This is a genomic window from Vibrio maritimus, assembly GCF_021441885.1.
Lineage (GTDB): Bacteria > Pseudomonadota > Gammaproteobacteria > Enterobacterales > Vibrionaceae > Vibrio > Vibrio maritimus_B.
In genome coordinates this window covers 3262709-3278723 of sequence record NZ_CP090438.1, presented here as the reverse complement: position 1 = coordinate 3278723, position 16015 = coordinate 3262709, and the positions used below count along the sequence as shown (strand labels likewise).

Below are 16015 nucleotides of genomic sequence, written 5' to 3'. Positions count from 1 at the left end.
AGACGATTCTGACAAAGCCGGAGGGAAACCTTCGGCTTTTTTTATGTCCGTTCCAATATTGGTCAATGCTTAATCGTATGTGTTAATGAATATGACATTTCCCTGACAAAAGCTATGGTTAGCGCCTCTAGCATCGTCTACACTTATCAGTTGATAACAATAATAGTCAGTGGAGACTAATATGAAAAAGGCAGTAGCAGTACTAGCAGTGGCAGCAGCAATGGCATCACCATTGGCGCTAGCAGAAAGCACCCCAGTGATGTTCTCATCACTAAACGGTTTCAACGCACCTGATGCAAATGCAGTTGGCGGTGTACGTCTTGCGGTTCTTCACGGTCAAGTGAACGAAGTTAAAGGTGTAGACTTCTCTGTACTCGGTATGTCTGAAACTCAGCGTACAACGGGTGTGAACTTCGGTCTATTCTTTGGTGCTTCTAAAGTAACGCAAGAAATGAAAGGTGCGTCTCTAGGTATCTTCAACTGGAACACAGGTAAAACGACAGGTGTTAACCTTGCAGCAGTGAACGTCACTAACGATGTGAAAGGTCTTAACTGGAGTGCGGTGAACTACTCTGAAGGCTACACAATGGCAGACGTTGGTATTGCGAGCTTCTCAAACAAGTCTAACTTCCAGTTTGGTCTTTTCAACAAGACAAACAACATTGACGGCGTACAGATCGGTCTTATCAACTGTGCGGACAACGGCTTCTTGAAGTGCTTCCCAATCATCAACTTTGCGAAGTAATTCAGACTCTGATTTAGAGCGTTAGAATTTGATAAAGCCCTGCATACGCAGGGCTTTTTACTTTCTCATTCGGTTGCGGTTTTGCATAGTTTGGTGAACGCCACGTCGCAAGCTCTTAAAGCTACTTTCAATCTTGTCCACCCCCAAAAGTACCGTTAAGGCGAGTACAGTTAGGATCACGGATTCTTTGTGATGCCCTAAACCAATCATCATACCTAAACCGGCGAGTACCCAAATCACAGCAGCAGAGGTCACCCCGTGTATCTTGCCGTCTTGCGTCATCATGACGCCGGCGCCAAGAAAGCCGACACCTGTGATGATCTGTCCTAAGACTCGGGCTTGGTCCAATGTGTTGGGAGATAGAGACACGGCCATAGACATGAACAGGTAAGTCCCTGAGACGATTAAGATTGCAGTGCGAATGCCCACGGGTTTACCGCGAGTTTGGCGCTCAAGTCCCACCAAGGCACCATTGAGGACGCATGCTCCTAAGGCTTGCCATGAGAAAGGTCCCATATCGAGTAATTCTGTCAGTTCCACATTGCCTCCTAAAAAGCGCAGTATCTGACTAAAAGACCGCCTGATCGAACAAAATCATTTTGTCGAGACGGAAAAAATTACTCGAGATGCAGATCCAGCGGCGTTTTACTCGCCTTGCCACCTTCCTCTCGCGTGAGCTTAGGTACAAGGTAGCCTGACACACGAGCAATCAGCCCTTTGATAATCGCTTTCGCTTGTTCATCACTGATGTAAAAATGCGCGGCACCTTGTACTTTATCGAGTACATGCAGGTAATACGGCAGAATTCCTGCGCCAAACAGAGCGTGGCTAAGTTCAAACTGAGCCTCCACGCTATCGTTGACTCCTTTGAGCAGTACGCCTTGGTTGAGAAGTGTCGTACCGCTAGCTTTAATACGCGCCATCGCTAGCTTGAGCTCATTATCTATCTCGTTGGCATGGTTGATATGAGTGACCAGCACAGTGTTGAGACGCGTGTTTGCGAGTAAGTCACAAAGCTGAGCGGTAATTCGCGCTGGTATCACGACCGGAAGGCGAGAATGAATTCGAAGCGTTTTAAGGTGTGGGATCTGTTCAGCGCGTTCAATCAGCCAAAGAAGTTCACTATCTTTGGCCATCAATGGATCGCCACCAGATAAGATGAGCTCATCAATCTCCGGCTTGTCTGCGATGTAGTCGAGTGCCAGTTGCCAGTTTGTTTTGCCACCTTTGTTCTCGTCGTACGGAAAATGGCGACGGAAGCAGTAGCGACAGTTCACGGCGCAGCCACCTTTGACAATCATTAAAGCACGATTGTGGTATTTGTGTAGCAGACCGGGTACAGCATTGTCTTGCTCTTCAAGAGGATCCTCTGAATAGCCATCGTGGACTTCAAACTCTTGACTAAGAGGCAACACCTGTCTGAGCAAAGGATCGTACGGGTTGCCTTTTTCCATGCGATCGACAAAGCTTTGAGGAACGCGCATGGGAAACAAACGTCTTGCTTTGAGTCCGTTTTCCCAAGGGGTCGCCTCAATTTCCAGCTGCTCAAGCAGTTTGTAAGGGTCTGAGATCGCATTCGATAGCTGTTTGAGCCAGTTTTGCTCAACAGAAACAAGATTTCGGGTTATGATAGGCGACATTAAATTTAACTCGAAGAACACTAAGAGGATACAATGGCTACTGTTAGCACCAATGAATTTAAAGGCGGTCTTAAACTAATGCTGGACAACGAGCCTTGCGTAATTCTAGAAAATGAATACGTGAAGCCAGGTAAAGGTCAAGCGTTCAACCGCGTTAAAATTCGTAAGCTACTGTCTGGTAAAGTTCTAGAGAAAACCTTCAAGTCTGGCGAAACTGTTGAAGTTGCTGACGTGATGGATATCGACCTAGATTACCTATACACAGATGGTGAATTCTACCACTTTATGAACAGCGAAACATTCGAACAAATCGCTGCAGACGTAAAAGCAGTTGGCGACAACGCGAAATGGTTGGTAGAAAACAACACTTGTATGATTACTCTTTGGAATGGTAACCCAATTACTGTGACTCCGCCTAACTTTGTTGAGCTAGAAGTAACAGAAACGGATCCAGGTCTGAAGGGTGATACTCAAGGTACTGGTGGTAAGCCTGCAACACTAACAACTGGCGCTGTGGTACGTGTACCGCTGTTCATCCAGATTGGTGAAGTGATCAAAGTTGATACTCGTACTGCGGAATACGTAGGTCGCGTTAAGTAATCATTAGAGATACTTAAGAATTTGAAAGGTCGCCCAAGGGCGACCTTTTTTGTATCGGCAACTGAGCGCTGACTATTTGAGTTTGAGGGGATTACTCTTCAGGTCGCCAGCTCAGAGCACTGGCGACGGTGCCTAATGCTAAGGTGTCCATTTCTGCTTCTGGTAATCCAGAGAGGGTTTGCAGTGTGATACTGCCATTAGTTTGCGCCGCAGCAACCTCTACGCTACCACGACTAAAGCTATAACCAAGTGGATTATCAACGCTCATCATTAGCCCTTCACCATCGTGTACCGAAGCGACATTGAAATGTGTGCTGCCAAGGCGGATAAAACCGTGTTCTTTTTTTGCGGTAGAGAGACTGATCGCTTCAGACTTGCGTTCCATCTTATACTCGCCAATGTTAGCTCCTTGCTCACTGATTTGGCAGATGTACGGGTCATTGCCACCAAATGAGAAGCTACCAATATCAACACTGGTACCACCGCCACTACAAACTAGGGTCCAGGTTTCGCCGTTATCATTGCGTGTGACTTCAGCGACCATTTCACCATCTTTAGTATTGATGGTGTTGAACCAAGAACTGGTTGATGCGCTACGGGAGTACTTACCGTGGTAGCGTCCCGCGATATCGAAGGTGCCTTCTGGGCCAAATCCCCCGAAAGATCCATCGGTCTTGAGCAGTAGCTCAGGCTGTGCCGCCACCGCTTCCGATTTTTTCATCATGACAGTAGAACCGCACCCAAACAGCGCACTGGAAATCAGTAGTGCGCAAATAGACTTTTTCATTGTTACATCTCTTGTTGTTATAAATCGCTGATGATTTTATCGATAGAGTGTCGGTAACAATGTATGGGTATGTACACGCGCCTACCGTGTCACACGAATGTTCACTGAGTCCATATGGCGTCTACTGGCTCGCAACTTTCTCAATTGCTAATTACTTCGGCCATTCCTTGTTATATAAGCGAATTATTCGATTTTTACATCAGTTAACATTTTGATACATTAATTGCGTTGTCAATTGGTTGCATATTTTGAAGTCAAATTTTCGCAACGACAACAAACAGGAGATACACATGGAAAGTCGTGGAATAGGAGAGAGTCTGAAGATAACTGAACGTCGTAAATGGCTACACAATGGGATCAAAGCCATGGTCTATGCACTGCCGATTCTGGCAGTGGGGCTAACGGTGAACAGTTCCGTGTTAATGACGGATGCCGGTTACAGCTACGTCCATCAGAATAACCTAACGGGCGAGTTGGATGTCTTTACAGAGCCGGGGATTCATTTTCGAATGCCGTTCCTGTCAAAGATCACTAAGTATGATCAAGTCATCACGGTCTCTTTTGGCAATAGCATCGAAGAGAACTTGTATCAGCGACTTCAAGCACAAGATCCGGTTCAGGTGAGATTTGCCGATACCTACATAGGTCAAATACCGGTCACATTTCGCTTTAAGCTGAGTAACGATCCGGAAGCAATGAAGAAAATGCACCGAGAATTTCGAAATAACAGCAACTTAATCGATGCGCTTCTGGTCAAAAATGCGCGCAATGTAACCGTGATAACCGCGACCCAATACACGGGTGAAGAGTTTTTCCAAGGTGGTCTCAACCAGTTCAAGTCTAAGCTTGGCGATCAGTTGCGTGAAGGTATTTACCTGACAGAGCGTAGAAAGGTTGAAGTGGAGGAGATGGATCTAGCTCCTGTTGGGGTAGATCAATCGAATGCCAATCAATTGCAGAGAACTAAACAGTTAGTCTGGAAAACGGTGCCCGTTGCAGACTCTACGGGTCAGCCGATACGTCAAGATAACCCGTTGCAGCAATACGGTATTCAGGTAACTCAGGTTACGATTGGTGACCCACAACCGGAAAAGCAGCTTGATCAGTTACTTGCCGACAAAAAGCGTTTGGTTGCCGATCGTATTCGCGCAATCCAAGAGCAAGAAACGTCAAAGGCTCAAGCCGAAACGGAGCAACTGCGTAAAGAGATCCAACGTACGCGTGAAGTTCAAGATGCGCAGCGTCAGAAAGAGTTGGCGATCATTTCGCAGCAAAAAGAAGTTGAAGTTGCTAGACAAATTGCCGAGCGGGAAATCGTAGAAGTTGAGAAAACTAAGCGTTTGGCTGAGGTAGATAAAGAGAAAGAGCTAGCCATTGCAGAGGCTAACCTAGCGATTCAAAAAGCCAATGCGTTGTCAGCAGAGTTTGAAGCTAAGGCGATTTTGGAGAAAGGTCGCGCAGAAGCGGAGGTACTGAAAGCAAAATACGCCGCGTTGGGGGCTAATCACGAGGTGTACCTGGCTGAGCTCAATCGAGATGTGGCGAATTCGCTCTACAACAACTTAACTAACTTCCAGGTGCAAATGCCGCAAAACTACATTGGCGGTGGACAAGAGCAAGGTTTGACGACCAACCTAGATGTGATTACCGGTTTTGGCGCTTTAGGGCTGATGAACCAGACTAAGCAATTAGCCGCTGAGCAGTAGTCTTAACGCAAGACATAAAAAAGGCCGATGAGCTTAACTGCTCATCGGCCTTTTCTTTACCGAGCGATTAGATCATGAAAATGAAGATAACCGACAGTGCACTGATAAGCGCTGCAAAAAAGTAGCAAGCAATCTTACCAACCACACCCGCATGGATCTTAAGATCGTGCATACCGTGGTGTAGACGGTGCATTGCATGCCACATTGGCAGTGCTAGGGTAGCGATAATAAATAGCGCGCCGATGATGCTGGTAGCAAAATCAGCCACACGCTCATAGCTCATCGCTTCTGGGCTGATAATGCCCATTGGCACTAGGATGCCCAGCACAAGTACCGTCACAGGGGTGATCATGGCAAACCATGTACCACCGGCACCAAATAGTCCCCACCATACTGGTTCGTCAGAGCGTTTTGGGTTTTGATTAATCACGATTCACTCCTTATACAATGATGAGAACAACTAATGAGATAGCCGCAACCGCCGCCCACTGAGCGAGGACAATGGTCTTCTTCTCGACTGGCTTGCCTTTCAGTTTGATTGGCATTACCTGTGGCATCATGCTGAAGAAGGTTTGCGCGTGGAACAGGCTTCCCGCAAGTGCCACGATGTTGATCGCGATAACCACTGGGTTAGCCATAAAGTCTAGCCAGCCTTGCCAAGCTTCTGGGCCTTTCACTAGCGAACCTAGACCAAATGTCAGGAAGATTGTGAATAGGATCAGTGGCAGTACGGTGGCTTCACGTAGCATGTAGAAGCGATAAAATGGGTGATCTTTCCACCAAGTTCGCTTCATTTCACGAACATAAGGTTTTCTGTTGCTCATCTTATGCCTCCTGTGGTTTTAGCATGGCAATAACGAAGTCTTGTGAAGACGCCACTTTGCCTTGGTTTACTGCCGCGGCAGGGTCAACGTTCTTCGGACAAACCTCAGAGCAGTAGCCCACAAACGTACAGCCCCATGCACCGTTCTCACCGTTGATCATCTTCATACGTTCAGCCGCACCATTGTCACGGCTGTCGAGGTTATAACGATGTGCCAGTGTCAGTGCCGCAGGACCGATGAACTCAGGGTTTAGACCAAACTGAGGACATGCCGCGTAACAAAGACCACAGTTGATACAACCAGCAAACTGCTTGTATTTCGCCATTTGCTCAGGTGTTTGGATGTTAGTGCCATCTTCTGGCTTACGGTCGTTACCAATGATGTATGGCTTGATGGCTTCTAGGCGCTCGATAAACGGCGTCATGTCGACAATCAAGTCTTTCTCGATTGGGAAGTTCGCAAGAGGCTCAATCTTCAGACCATTTTGATGATCACGCAGGAAGCTCTTACACGCCAGTTTTGGCACGCCGTTCACCATGATGCCGCAAGAGCCACAAATCGCCATACGACAAGACCAGCGGTAAGACAGATCTTTGTCTAGGTGATCTTTGATGTAACCAATCGCATCGAGCACAGACATGGTCTCATCGAACGGTACTTCGAAGGTTTGGAAATACGGCTCTGCGTCTTTCTCTGGGTCGTAGCGCAGGATTTCCACTTTCTGAATACGGTTTGCTGACATTATGCTTGCTCCTCCGCATTTTGATCTTTGTTGGCTTGCTTCGCCGCTTCTGCTGCTGCCGCTTTTTCAGCGGCTTCACCGTATAGACGCGCTTTAGGCTGCGACTTAGTGATAGTAACGTTGCTATAGTCAATGCTTGGTGCACTGTCTTCATTAAAGAAAGCTAGCGAGTGTTTTAGGTAGTTCTCATCATCACGCTCAGTACAACCGTCATCAAGACGTTGGTGCGCACCACGAGACTCTTTACGCAAGATTGCAGAGTGAACCATAGCTTCAGCAACTTCTAGACCGTAACCCACTTCAATGGCGTACAGCAGGTCTGTGTTGAACACTTTGCCTTTGTCTTTGATGCTGATTTTCTTATAGCGCTGTTTAAGCTCGGCAATCTTCTCAAGTGTCGCTTGCATTAGATCTTCTTGACGGTAGATACCACAGCCTGCTTCCATGGTGTGACCCATTTCAGTGCGGATTTCAGCCCAGTTTTCATCGCCTTCTTGATTCATTAGTGCGGCAATGCGTGCTTCTACTGCCTTCACTTGCTCTTCGATAGCGCTGTCATTCCAGCCCTTGAAAGCTTTAGCGCGCTCAACCGCTTGCTCACCGGCAACACGGCCGAAGACGACAAACTCAGCGAGAGAGTTAGAACCTAGGCGGTTTGCACCGTGAAGACCGACAGACGCACACTCACCCACAGCGAATAGACCTTGGATACGAGTTTCACAAGTTCCGTTGGTTTCGATACCACCCATGGTGTAGTGCACGGTTGGACGAATTGGGATTGGCTCTTTTGCAGGGTCAACGTTGACGTACGCTTTTGCGAGCTCACAGATAAACGGTAAACGCTCTTGCAGGTACTCTTCACCAAGGTGGCGAAGATCAAGGTGAACCACATCGCCCAGTGGGTGCTTGATGGTGTTGCCTTTTTGCTGCTCATGCCAGAATGCTTGAGAAACCTTGTCACGAGGACCGAGTTCCATGTATTTGTTTTTCGGCTCGCCAACCGGTGTTTCAGGGCCCATGCCGTAGTCTTGCAGGTAACGGTAGCCGTTCTTGTTGACGATGATACCGCCTTCACCACGACAACCTTCGGTCATCAGAATGCCGGTACCAGGTAGACCTGTTGGGTGATATTGAACAAACTCCATATCACGCAGTGGAACGCCGTGACGATACGCCATCGCCATGCCGTCGCCAGTCACGATGCCACCGTTAGTATTACAGTGATACACACGACCCGCGCCGCCGGTTGCTAGGACAACTGATTTTGCCTTGATAGTGACCAGTTCACCTTCAGACATATGAATTGCAATCAGGCCCTGAACCTCGCCTTCAACCACAAGTAGGTCAACCACAAAGTACTCATCAAATCGTTTGATTTGCTCGTACTTCATCGACGTTTGGAACAGCGTATGTAGCATATGGAAGCCGGTTTTATCCGCCGCAAACCATGTGCGTTCTACCTTCATACCACCGAAACGACGGACGTTCACTTCACCGTTTTCTTTACGGCTCCATGGACAACCCCATTGTTCCATCTGGATCATTTCACGTGTGGCATTTTCAACGAAATATTCAACAACATCCTGTTCACAAAGCCAGTCGCCACCGCCAACGGTATCGTTGAAGTGGTTATCTAAGCTATCTTCATCCTTAATTACAGCCGCAGAACCACCTTCAGCTGCCACGGTATGTGAACGCATAGGGTAGACTTTAGAGATCAGAGCTACTTCCATTTCTGGGTTAGCTTCTGCTGCTGCAATGGCAGTACGAAGACCAGCGCCGCCTGCGCCGATGACTGCGATATCTGTGGTAATTGTTTTCACAGTTATCCTCCAGTGTGTGAGAGCGAGTTTTGCTCGCGAGTTATAGTTAAAGGCTTGAAAGCTTTTTTATTTAGGCAATCAGTGTAGATAAGCGAGATGGCAAAAAAATTGACTGAGTTAGGTTTTTGCTTCGGTAATGCACTGCGAGGCATAGTATTTCTATGATGTGTGATTAATATCACTTGTGATTGAGAACTTTTGAGTGCGCACTTACAATAATTAATAACATTAACTAATGAGCATGATAATGATTACCAACCAGTGGCAGCCCACAGCCTCTATGGCTTTACTTAAAAAGCGTGCCGAGCTGATACAGGCGATTCGTAGCTTCTTTCTGTCAAGAGAGGTAATGGAAGTCGATACCCCTGCAATGAGCCATGCAACGGTGACCGATGTGCATTTGCATACCTTTAAAACCGAGTTTGTTGGCCCGGGCTATGCGGATGGACGTCAGCTTTACTTTATGACGAGCCCCGAATTTCATATGAAGCGATTACTCGCTGCTGGCAGTGGATCGATTTATCAGATTAACAAAGCTTTTCGCAACGAAGAGAGTGGGCGTTACCACAACCCTGAGTTCACTATGCTCGAATGGTATCGTGTGGGGTTTGATCATCATCAGTTAATGGATGAGATGGACGACTTACTCATGATGGTACTTAACTGTGCGAAAGCCGAGCGTATGACCTATCAACAGGCATTCATTACACAGCTTGGTGTTTGCCCACTCACTGCCGATATGTCTTCTCTGAAAGAGGCGGCGGCTCCTTTGGGACTGAGCGATATTGCTGATCAAGAAGAAGATCGCGATACCTTGCTTCAATTGCTCTTTAGCATGGGTGTTGAAACGAAAATCGGTAAACAAGTACCCGCATTCGTTTACGACTTTCCAGCATCGCAAGCGGCGCTCGCTAAGGTGAACCCAAATGACGAACGTGTCGCTGATCGCTTTGAGGTGTATTTCAAGGGAGTCGAATTAGCCAATGGTTTTCATGAGCTGGATAATCCGAATGAACAATTGGCGCGCTTTAAAGACGATAACCGTAAGCGCGAGAAGATGGGGCTGGCACCTCAACCCATTGATTATCATTTGATTGAAGCGCTGAAATCAGGTCTGCCCGCATGTGCTGGTGTGGCATTAGGTATTGATAGACTGATTATGTTGGCCCTAGGAGCGACTCATATTGATGAGGTTGTGGCGTTTCCATTTCCTCGAGCTTAACTAACTGGGTTAGCTGACCAAAATGCTGGTACCCGCGACGGCAAGGGCGGCACCCAGCCAAGCGTATTTGTTTGGTCTCTGCTTGGTATAAACCCACAGTAGCGGCAGAACCATAATGGGGGTGGTCGAAGACAGCAAGGCTACCATTCCCACATTCCCCGTTTGCAATGCAAACAGAATCAAGGTCATCCCGACAGCCATGGCTAAGAAGCCATTCAGGGCAGTAATGCCAAAGATAGACCAGTTGATAGGGTTGAGGCTTTTTGCGTGTCTGGCACCTGTAAATAGGAACAGACTATGAGCGATGAATGCTGTGATCATACGAATAGCAGAAGCGGCGACAGGATCAATCTCGGTCTGCATGACAGGTTTGGCAATAATGCCGCCTAATGCCTGGCACAGTGCCGCTGTAATACCGAGTCCAACTCCAAACCAAACATTGCCTTTGATGGTTTCAAGCTCGGATGCTTTGTTGTTTTGTGAGCCAGTCTGTTTGTTAGAGCTTTTACGACCAAAGAAAATCGCTGTGGCGACACCAGAGAACACCAGAGCGGATCCAAGCAGTTCGAGTGGTGACATAGTCTCTGAGAACAGGAAGTAGCCTAGTACCGCTGAAAATACTGCATGACAGGAGAACAGAAGCCCGGCCTGTCTTGGTCCCATTCGATTTAAGCAAGCAAACAGAGCCGTATCACCGATAAAGATACCGATAAGACCAGAAAGCATCATAGGGGTGATGTGTACCGATTCGACACTTGTCCAGCCACCCGTTATCGCCGCCATCGAAGAGAGTATGAATGCGGTACAGCCCATTCTCCAACGGCTATAAGAAAACGAACCAAGGTGTTTAGCTGGCTTGACTGAAATAATACTTGAGACCGCCCACAAAAATGCGGCGATAAGAGCCAGCCATTCAAATCCCATTACTATCCCTAGTGCATGTTTGATACCCGGCGACGCGGGCATAAGTGATTAATTAATGATTTAACTAGGTTTTACTATGAGGTGTGAGAAAGTGCAATTGAAATCCTCTCACGTTAGCGAGAGGATTTCTGGTTTAAATAGTAGAGGGATGCCTAGGTCAGTATAAGCATTGCCGCGTAGACGATAAGCAGACCAATGATACCTATGATAAGACCGGTCTTCGCCATATCTTTACTCTCAATAAGTCCCGTAGAATAGGCGAGAGAATTAGGCGGTGTGGAAACTGGTAAGATCATGCCAAGTGATGCGGAGAAGGCGACCACAACGAGTAAACCTTGCAAGCCACCAATTGCCGCCAAGCTTTCCATTGATGCCCCAATCGCTGCGGCAATCGGCATAAGCAAGTTAGCGGTTGCGGTATTAGACATGAAGTTTGCCATTAACCAGCAGACTATAGACAAGGTAATCACTACGGCAAATGGAGACAAAGATTCATAATCGATGGCATGAGCGAGCGCCTCTGCGAGCCCCGTTTTATCCAAACCAATACCGATCGCAATACCACCCGCAACTAGCCAGAGTACATCCCAGTTAATCAGCTTGAGTTCCTCTTTGCCCATGATGCCCGTCAGGGTGAACACGGCGAGCGGAATAATGGATACGACATAGGTGTTCATACCGTGAAGCTTTGTGGTCATCCACAATAAAATAGTCGCTGCAAATGTGGCATACACGACCATAGCTCGCCAATTACGCTGGAACTTGCCTTCGAGCTTGAGCACCATCTTTCCTTCTGAGGATGGAAATAGCTTTTGCAGTAGGAACCAAGCGATAGTAAGTTGGATAATCACGAAGGGGAGACCCATCATCATCCATTGCAAGAAGTCGATCGTGTTCTCACCAGTTAAGTATTGCAAGGCGATAGCGTTAGGTGGTGTGCCTATTGGCGTTGCAATGCCACCAGTATTGGCGGCAATCGGAATACAGAGGACCAACGCCTTGATGCCAAGGTCCCCTTTAGGGGCGGAGGCGACGATGGGGCCAAGCAGAGCCAGCATCATGACGGTCGTCGCCGTGTTAGACATAAACATCGAGAACACGGCAGTAATCAGCATCAGTCCAAGCATGATGAATTTGGGTTGGTCACCAAAAGGGCGCAAAAGCACACGGGCTAAGTTGTTGTCCAACTCGTATTTGGACGCCGCAATAGCCAGAGCAAAACCACCCATGAAGAGGATGATTATCGGCGAAGAAAATGCACTAAAGATATCGGTATACACCAATAACTCACCAATATCGTGACCGGCTGGTGGTGTACGGAATAGATGTAGCCCTTTATCTGAAATCATCACGAGCTCAAGCGCAATAATCAGAATGGAGGTAGCAAAAACAGGGACAGGCTCCAGTACCCAAAGTAGGGCTGCGAGCAAGAATATTGCCAACAGACGGTGTTGGATCAACGTGAGGTCATCGATTGGAATCCAATCAATTGGCATCATTAAGACGCCAAGGGGCACTAAGAAGCAGATCAGCAGCCTGATTAGTGTCCCGCGATTCATCTTCGGCATAGGCGCGGCACCAGGGTTAAAAGTTAGACTGCCACCTAGGTTAAAATATAAACGTCGTTTGGTCTTAGACTGGCGTTAAAGTTTTGAAAAGTCGAGGGAAGATTTGAATGGTGTTTTGCTTTGTATCAAAAATCGCGTCGGTATTTGAGCAAGGAAAGCGGCGGGTAGCACGATCTTTTTGCCAATAAAAACGGCGCCTTAGCGCCGTTTTCTGTTGTTAAGCTTCGCTTTCTGACTCGCTATCAGAATCAGTTTGAGCTTCTGGTTTCACTGCGTGTGCGTAAGGTGTGCCCATGACCGTCGGCGCATTGTTGGCCATAGTCTCATCAAAACGAATGGCGTCTTTAGCAAACAGGTTGATGACGGTAGAGCCAAGCTTGAAGCGGCCCATTTCCTCGCCTTTCTTGAGTACAACCGCTTTGTCGCCTTCAGCAGGGTAGTCCCAAGTGTAAACGGTATTACCACGTGGTGGAGTTACAGTACCCGCCCAGATGAGCTCGATAGCACCTACGATGGTTGCCCCAACCAGTACTTGTGCCATAGGACCAAACTCGGTATCGAAGATACATACCACTCGCTCATTACGAGCGAACAGATTGGGTACGTTCTCAGCCGTTAGAGGGTTTACAGAGAACAAGTCGCCTGGCACGTAAATCATCTGACGCAGTGTACCATCACACGGCATATGAACGCGGTGGTAGTCACGTGGAGATAGGTACAGAGTCGCAAACTCACCTTCAGCAAACTCGGCTGCAAGCTCAGGGTTGCCACCTAGTAGTTCTTGAGCGGTGTAGTCATGGTTTTTCGCTTGGATAAGCTTACCGTCGGTGATAGGTCCAAACTGGCTCACACACGCATCCGCTGGGTGAGCGATCACTGACTCGCCCTCGGCGATAGGACGCATGCCCGGCTTTAACTCACGAACGAAAAACTCGTTAAACGTTTTGAAGTGCTTTGGATCGCTGTGCAGCGCTTCATCCATGTTGACGTTATATTGCTTGATAAACCAACGAATGATCGCTGTTGTTAGACCGCCAGCTTTTGCTGATGCCAGCTTACCTACTAGGCGCGTTAGCCCATGTTGAGGTATCCAGTATTGCAGTCCAACTTTAATCTTATCCATCGTCTAAAATTCCAACGTTAATTGATTGATATTACTTCAGGGCGCGAGATACTAATGGAAATCGCTTCAAATGTCAGCAAATTGTGACAAGTACACGGACAGAGTGTTAAACCAGTCCGAGTCTTATCATGAATTACAGATCGGCTTTCTTGTTCCGTGAGTACTGACGGTTGGCTTTACCTTCTGCCATGCTATCAATGATGCGGTGATAGTTATCAAATCGAACCGGGTCGATCTTTCCATCTTCCACTGCTTCACGCAGAATACAACCTGGGTCATCTAAATGTTTGCAATCGCGGAACTTACACCCACCTAGATAAGGTCTGAATTCGACAAAGGCTTCCGTGACTTCGCTCGGCTCTAAGTGCCACAAACCAAACTCTCGAACCCCTGGAGAATCGATCAAATCACCACCGGAAGGGAAGTGATAAAGTCTAGCGGCTGTCGTGGTGTGCTGACCTAGGCCTGAGTTTTCAGAAACCGCGCCTTCTTCCACATCAAGCTCTGGCATGAGTGCGTTGACCAAGCTAGATTTACCTACGCCAGACTGACCAACGAAGATGTTGATTTTGTCTTTAAGGTGAGCTTCAAGCTCCGCAATGCCTTCACCAGATTCTTTACTGACGAGTAGCACCTTGTAGCCGATGTTTTTATACACCTCCAACAGCTGGTAAAACTCGTCGCGACTCTCTTCTGGAAGTAGGTCAATCTTGTTTAGCACGACTAATGGAGCAATCTGAAGTGTTTCCGAGGCGATAAGGTAGCGGTCGATGATATTCAGTGAAAGCTCTGGTACTACTGCTGACACAATAACCATTTGATCAACGTTAGCGGCGACGGGCTTGAGGCCGTCGTAGTAATCTGGGCGCGTCAGCATCGAGCTTCTTGGTTCAACGGCCTCGACGACACCTGAGATGCCGTGCATGGATTCGAGACCAATGCGCCATTTCACGCGGTCGCCAGACACCAAGGACTCAATGCCACGACGCAAGTTGCAGCGATGGATTTCTTTGGTTTCGAGATCTTCGATATCAGCATGTTGACCGAATCGAGTGATCACTAGCCCCTGCTTGACATTGCCAAGCATGGTCTCATCCCACTGGATGGTTTCTTCTTTTGCTAGTTTCTTCTTTTGGTTGCTGCGTACACGACGCACTTGACCTTTGGTCAGTTTTTTCTTTTTCGCCACGATATTTCATTGATGCGATTCGCATCAAACCATTTTGGTTACTGAATTTAATTTCGGTATAGTACCTCTTTTGACAGAAAACAAATAGACGAGGGCGTTATGTCTTTCAGCGATGACAATTTGATCTGGGTTGATCTGGAGATGACCGGGCTGGATCCTGAGACACACAAAATCATCGAGATCGCGAGTATTGTGACCGATAGCGAGTTGAATATCTTGGCTGAAGGACCGGTAATTGCCATCCATCAACCAGAAAGTGAATTAGCGAAGATGGACGACTGGTGCACCAATACTCACACAGCTAGCGGGCTGGTGGCTCGTGTTCAAGCAAGCGACCACGATGAGGAGAGTTCGATCCGTGAAACTATCGCGTTTTTGGAAAAGTGGGTACCAAAAGGTAAGTCGCCTATTTGCGGCAACAGTATCGGTCAAGATCGTCGTTTCTTGTATAAACACATGCCAGAACTTGAAGAGTACTTCCATTACCGTTACGTCGATGTCAGCACGATTAAAGAACTGACTCGTCGCTGGAAGCCTGAGGTGCTTGATGGCTTTACTAAACAGGGTACGCACCTAGCGCTAGATGATATTCGAGAATCGATCGCTGAGCTTAAGTTCTATCGTGAAACCATTTTCACTATTTGATCGTTGAATACTTGTTAAAAACAATGACTTTGAGCTGCGAAAGATAAGAAGTTATCGCAAAATTGTGTGCTTTTTCATCAAACGGGAAAAAAGATCATTTTTTTGCTGATAAGGACTTGCATCACAAAAAAATGCTCTTATAATTCGCAGCCCTGAACGACGAAAGACGTTCAATGCGACACTAGCTCAGTTGGTAGAGCGCAACCTTGCCAAGGTTGAGGTCACGAGTTCGAACCTCGTGTGTCGCTCCAGTTTGATAGGCGCTTTCATCATGCCTTAAATGATGATTACGGACGCGGGGTGGAGCAGCTTGGTAGCTCGTCGGGCTCATAACCCGAAGGTCGTCGGTTCAAATCCGGCCCCCGCAACCAATTCTCTTTATGAGAAGATGCGACACTAGCTCAGTTGGTAGAGCGCAACCTTGCCAAGGTTGAGGTCACGAGTTCGAACCTCGTGTGTCGCTCCAGTTTGATAGGC

16 protein-coding genes and 3 tRNA genes are annotated in these 16015 nt (G+C 47.5%); 8 read left to right on the top strand and 11 right to left on the bottom strand.

The window, feature by feature from the left end; translation table 11 throughout:
* Window positions 1-181 precede the first annotated feature (181 nt).
* The gene (locus tag LY387_RS15095; RefSeq protein WP_234494676.1) at window positions 182-745 is read left to right on the top strand and encodes a VC2662 family protein; all 564 of its coding nucleotides are present in this window, start codon (window positions 182-184) and stop codon (window positions 743-745) included.
* Between the two features lie 57 nt (window positions 746-802).
* Here LY387_RS15095 and LY387_RS15090 read toward each other — a convergent pair whose 3' ends face one another.
* Together LY387_RS15090 and epmB are read right to left on the bottom strand one after the other, a co-directional pair.
* Entirely contained in the window at window positions 803-1261 is a 459-nt protein-coding gene (locus tag LY387_RS15090; protein ID WP_042478882.1) for an MgtC/SapB family protein, read from the bottom strand.
* A 101-nt stretch (window positions 1262-1362) separates the two neighbouring features.
* Window positions 1363-2385 (bottom strand): EF-P beta-lysylation protein EpmB, encoded by a 1023-nt coding sequence (epmB, locus tag LY387_RS15085; RefSeq protein WP_234494675.1) that lies wholly within the window; start codon window positions 2383-2385, stop codon window positions 1363-1365.
* A 33-nt stretch (window positions 2386-2418) separates the two neighbouring features.
* Here epmB and efp point away from each other — a divergent pair, with 33 nt between their 5' ends.
* On the top strand, window positions 2419-2985 hold the full coding sequence (gene efp, locus LY387_RS15080) for an elongation factor P (protein WP_042478865.1): 567 nt from the start codon (window positions 2419-2421) through the stop codon (window positions 2983-2985).
* A 91-nt stretch (window positions 2986-3076) separates the two neighbouring features.
* Here the strand turns inward: efp and LY387_RS15075 are convergent, their stop codons facing one another.
* A complete protein-coding gene (locus LY387_RS15075) occupies window positions 3077-3772 on the bottom strand; it encodes a hypothetical protein (RefSeq protein ID WP_234494674.1) in 696 nt (231 codons plus the stop codon).
* A 290-nt stretch (window positions 3773-4062) separates the two neighbouring features.
* Between LY387_RS15075 and LY387_RS15070 the strand changes: the two genes are divergently transcribed.
* Entirely contained in the window at window positions 4063-5478 is a 1416-nt protein-coding gene (locus LY387_RS15070; protein WP_234494673.1) for an SPFH domain-containing protein, read from the top strand.
* Between the two features lie 67 nt (window positions 5479-5545).
* Here LY387_RS15070 and frdD read toward each other — a convergent pair whose 3' ends face one another.
* Genes frdD through frdA form a run of 4 tightly spaced genes read right to left on the bottom strand, consistent with a single transcriptional unit; the run spans window position 5546 to window position 8867 of the window.
* Window positions 5546-5908, bottom strand: a complete 363-nt coding sequence (frdD, locus tag LY387_RS15065) for a fumarate reductase subunit FrdD (RefSeq protein WP_234494672.1) — start codon at window positions 5906-5908, stop codon at window positions 5546-5548.
* A 10-nt stretch (window positions 5909-5918) separates the two neighbouring features.
* Complete coding sequence (frdC, locus tag LY387_RS15060; protein WP_234494670.1) at window positions 5919-6302, bottom strand: fumarate reductase subunit FrdC; 384 nt, start codon at window positions 6300-6302, stop codon at window positions 5919-5921.
* Between the two features lies 1 nt (window position 6303).
* Window positions 6304-7044: a succinate dehydrogenase/fumarate reductase iron-sulfur subunit gene (locus LY387_RS15055; RefSeq protein WP_042478869.1), complete on the bottom strand. Its 741-nt coding sequence runs from the start codon at window positions 7042-7044 to the stop codon at window positions 6304-6306.
* Window positions 7044-8867, bottom strand: coding sequence for a fumarate reductase (quinol) flavoprotein subunit (gene frdA, locus LY387_RS15050; protein WP_234494669.1), 1824 nt, complete (start codon window positions 8865-8867; stop codon window positions 7044-7046). The genes LY387_RS15055 and frdA overlap by 1 nt, the downstream gene beginning before the upstream one ends.
* Window positions 8868-9117: 250 nt before the next feature.
* Here frdA and epmA point away from each other — a divergent pair, with 250 nt between their 5' ends.
* Complete coding sequence (gene epmA, locus LY387_RS15045) at window positions 9118-10089, top strand: elongation factor P--(R)-beta-lysine ligase (RefSeq protein WP_234496136.1); 972 nt, start codon at window positions 9118-9120, stop codon at window positions 10087-10089.
* A 9-nt stretch (window positions 10090-10098) separates the two neighbouring features.
* On the opposite strand, the gene LY387_RS15040 is transcribed toward epmA, so the two are convergent.
* From LY387_RS15040 to rsgA, 4 genes are all read right to left on the bottom strand, one after another.
* Entirely contained in the window at window positions 10099-11013 is a 915-nt protein-coding gene (locus tag LY387_RS15040; protein ID WP_234494668.1) for a DMT family transporter, read from the bottom strand.
* Window positions 11014-11165: 152 nt separating this feature from the next.
* Window positions 11166-12581 (bottom strand): SLC13 family permease, encoded by a 1416-nt coding sequence (locus LY387_RS15035; RefSeq protein WP_234494667.1) that lies wholly within the window; start codon window positions 12579-12581, stop codon window positions 11166-11168.
* Window positions 12582-12798: 217 nt separating this feature from the next.
* Entirely contained in the window at window positions 12799-13704 is a 906-nt protein-coding gene (asd, locus tag LY387_RS15030; protein ID WP_234494665.1) for an archaetidylserine decarboxylase, read from the bottom strand.
* A 133-nt stretch (window positions 13705-13837) separates the two neighbouring features.
* Window positions 13838-14893, bottom strand: coding sequence for a small ribosomal subunit biogenesis GTPase RsgA (gene rsgA, locus LY387_RS15025; protein WP_234494664.1), 1056 nt, complete (start codon window positions 14891-14893; stop codon window positions 13838-13840).
* Between the two features lie 99 nt (window positions 14894-14992).
* Between rsgA and orn the strand changes: the two genes are divergently transcribed.
* The 4 genes from orn (at window position 14993) to LY387_RS15005 (ending at window position 16004) form a co-directional block, all read left to right on the top strand.
* Complete coding sequence (gene orn, locus LY387_RS15020; RefSeq protein WP_234494662.1) at window positions 14993-15538, top strand: oligoribonuclease; 546 nt, start codon at window positions 14993-14995, stop codon at window positions 15536-15538.
* A gap of 175 nt (window positions 15539-15713) precedes the next feature.
* Window positions 15714-15789, top strand: a tRNA-Gly gene (locus LY387_RS15015).
* A gap of 43 nt (window positions 15790-15832) precedes the next feature.
* A tRNA-Met gene (locus LY387_RS15010) sits at window positions 15833-15909 on the top strand.
* Between the two features lie 19 nt (window positions 15910-15928).
* Window positions 15929-16004, top strand: a tRNA-Gly gene (locus LY387_RS15005).
* Window positions 16005-16015 lie beyond the last annotated feature (11 nt).

What these genes read in the sequence shown, in the direction of transcription:
- LY387_RS15095 (WP_234494676.1), top strand. Translation starts at nt 182, where the DNA reads ATGAAAAAGGCAGTAGCAGTACTAGCAGTGGCAGCAGCAATGGCATCA.
- LY387_RS15090 (WP_042478882.1), bottom strand. Translation starts at nt 1,261, where the DNA reads ATGGGACCTTTCTCATGGCAAGCCTTAGGAGCATGCGTCCTCAATGGT.
- epmB (WP_234494675.1), bottom strand. Translation starts at nt 2,385, where the DNA reads ATGTCGCCTATCATAACCCGAAATCTTGTTTCTGTTGAGCAAAACTGG.
- efp (WP_042478865.1), top strand. Translation starts at nt 2,419, where the DNA reads ATGGCTACTGTTAGCACCAATGAATTTAAAGGCGGTCTTAAACTAATG.
- LY387_RS15075 (WP_234494674.1), bottom strand. Translation starts at nt 3,772, where the DNA reads ATGAAAAAGTCTATTTGCGCACTACTGATTTCCAGTGCGCTGTTTGGG.
- LY387_RS15070 (WP_234494673.1), top strand. Translation starts at nt 4,063, where the DNA reads ATGGAAAGTCGTGGAATAGGAGAGAGTCTGAAGATAACTGAACGTCGT.
- frdC (WP_234494670.1), bottom strand. Translation starts at nt 6,302, where the DNA reads ATGAGCAACAGAAAACCTTATGTTCGTGAAATGAAGCGAACTTGGTGG.
- LY387_RS15055 (WP_042478869.1), bottom strand. Translation starts at nt 7,044, where the DNA reads ATGTCAGCAAACCGTATTCAGAAAGTGGAAATCCTGCGCTACGACCCA.
- LY387_RS15040 (WP_234494668.1), bottom strand. Translation starts at nt 11,013, where the DNA reads ATGGGATTTGAATGGCTGGCTCTTATCGCCGCATTTTTGTGGGCGGTC.
- LY387_RS15035 (WP_234494667.1), bottom strand. Translation starts at nt 12,581, where the DNA reads ATGCCGAAGATGAATCGCGGGACACTAATCAGGCTGCTGATCTGCTTC.
- asd (WP_234494665.1), bottom strand. Translation starts at nt 13,704, where the DNA reads ATGGATAAGATTAAAGTTGGACTGCAATACTGGATACCTCAACATGGG.
- orn (WP_234494662.1), top strand. Translation starts at nt 14,993, where the DNA reads ATGTCTTTCAGCGATGACAATTTGATCTGGGTTGATCTGGAGATGACC.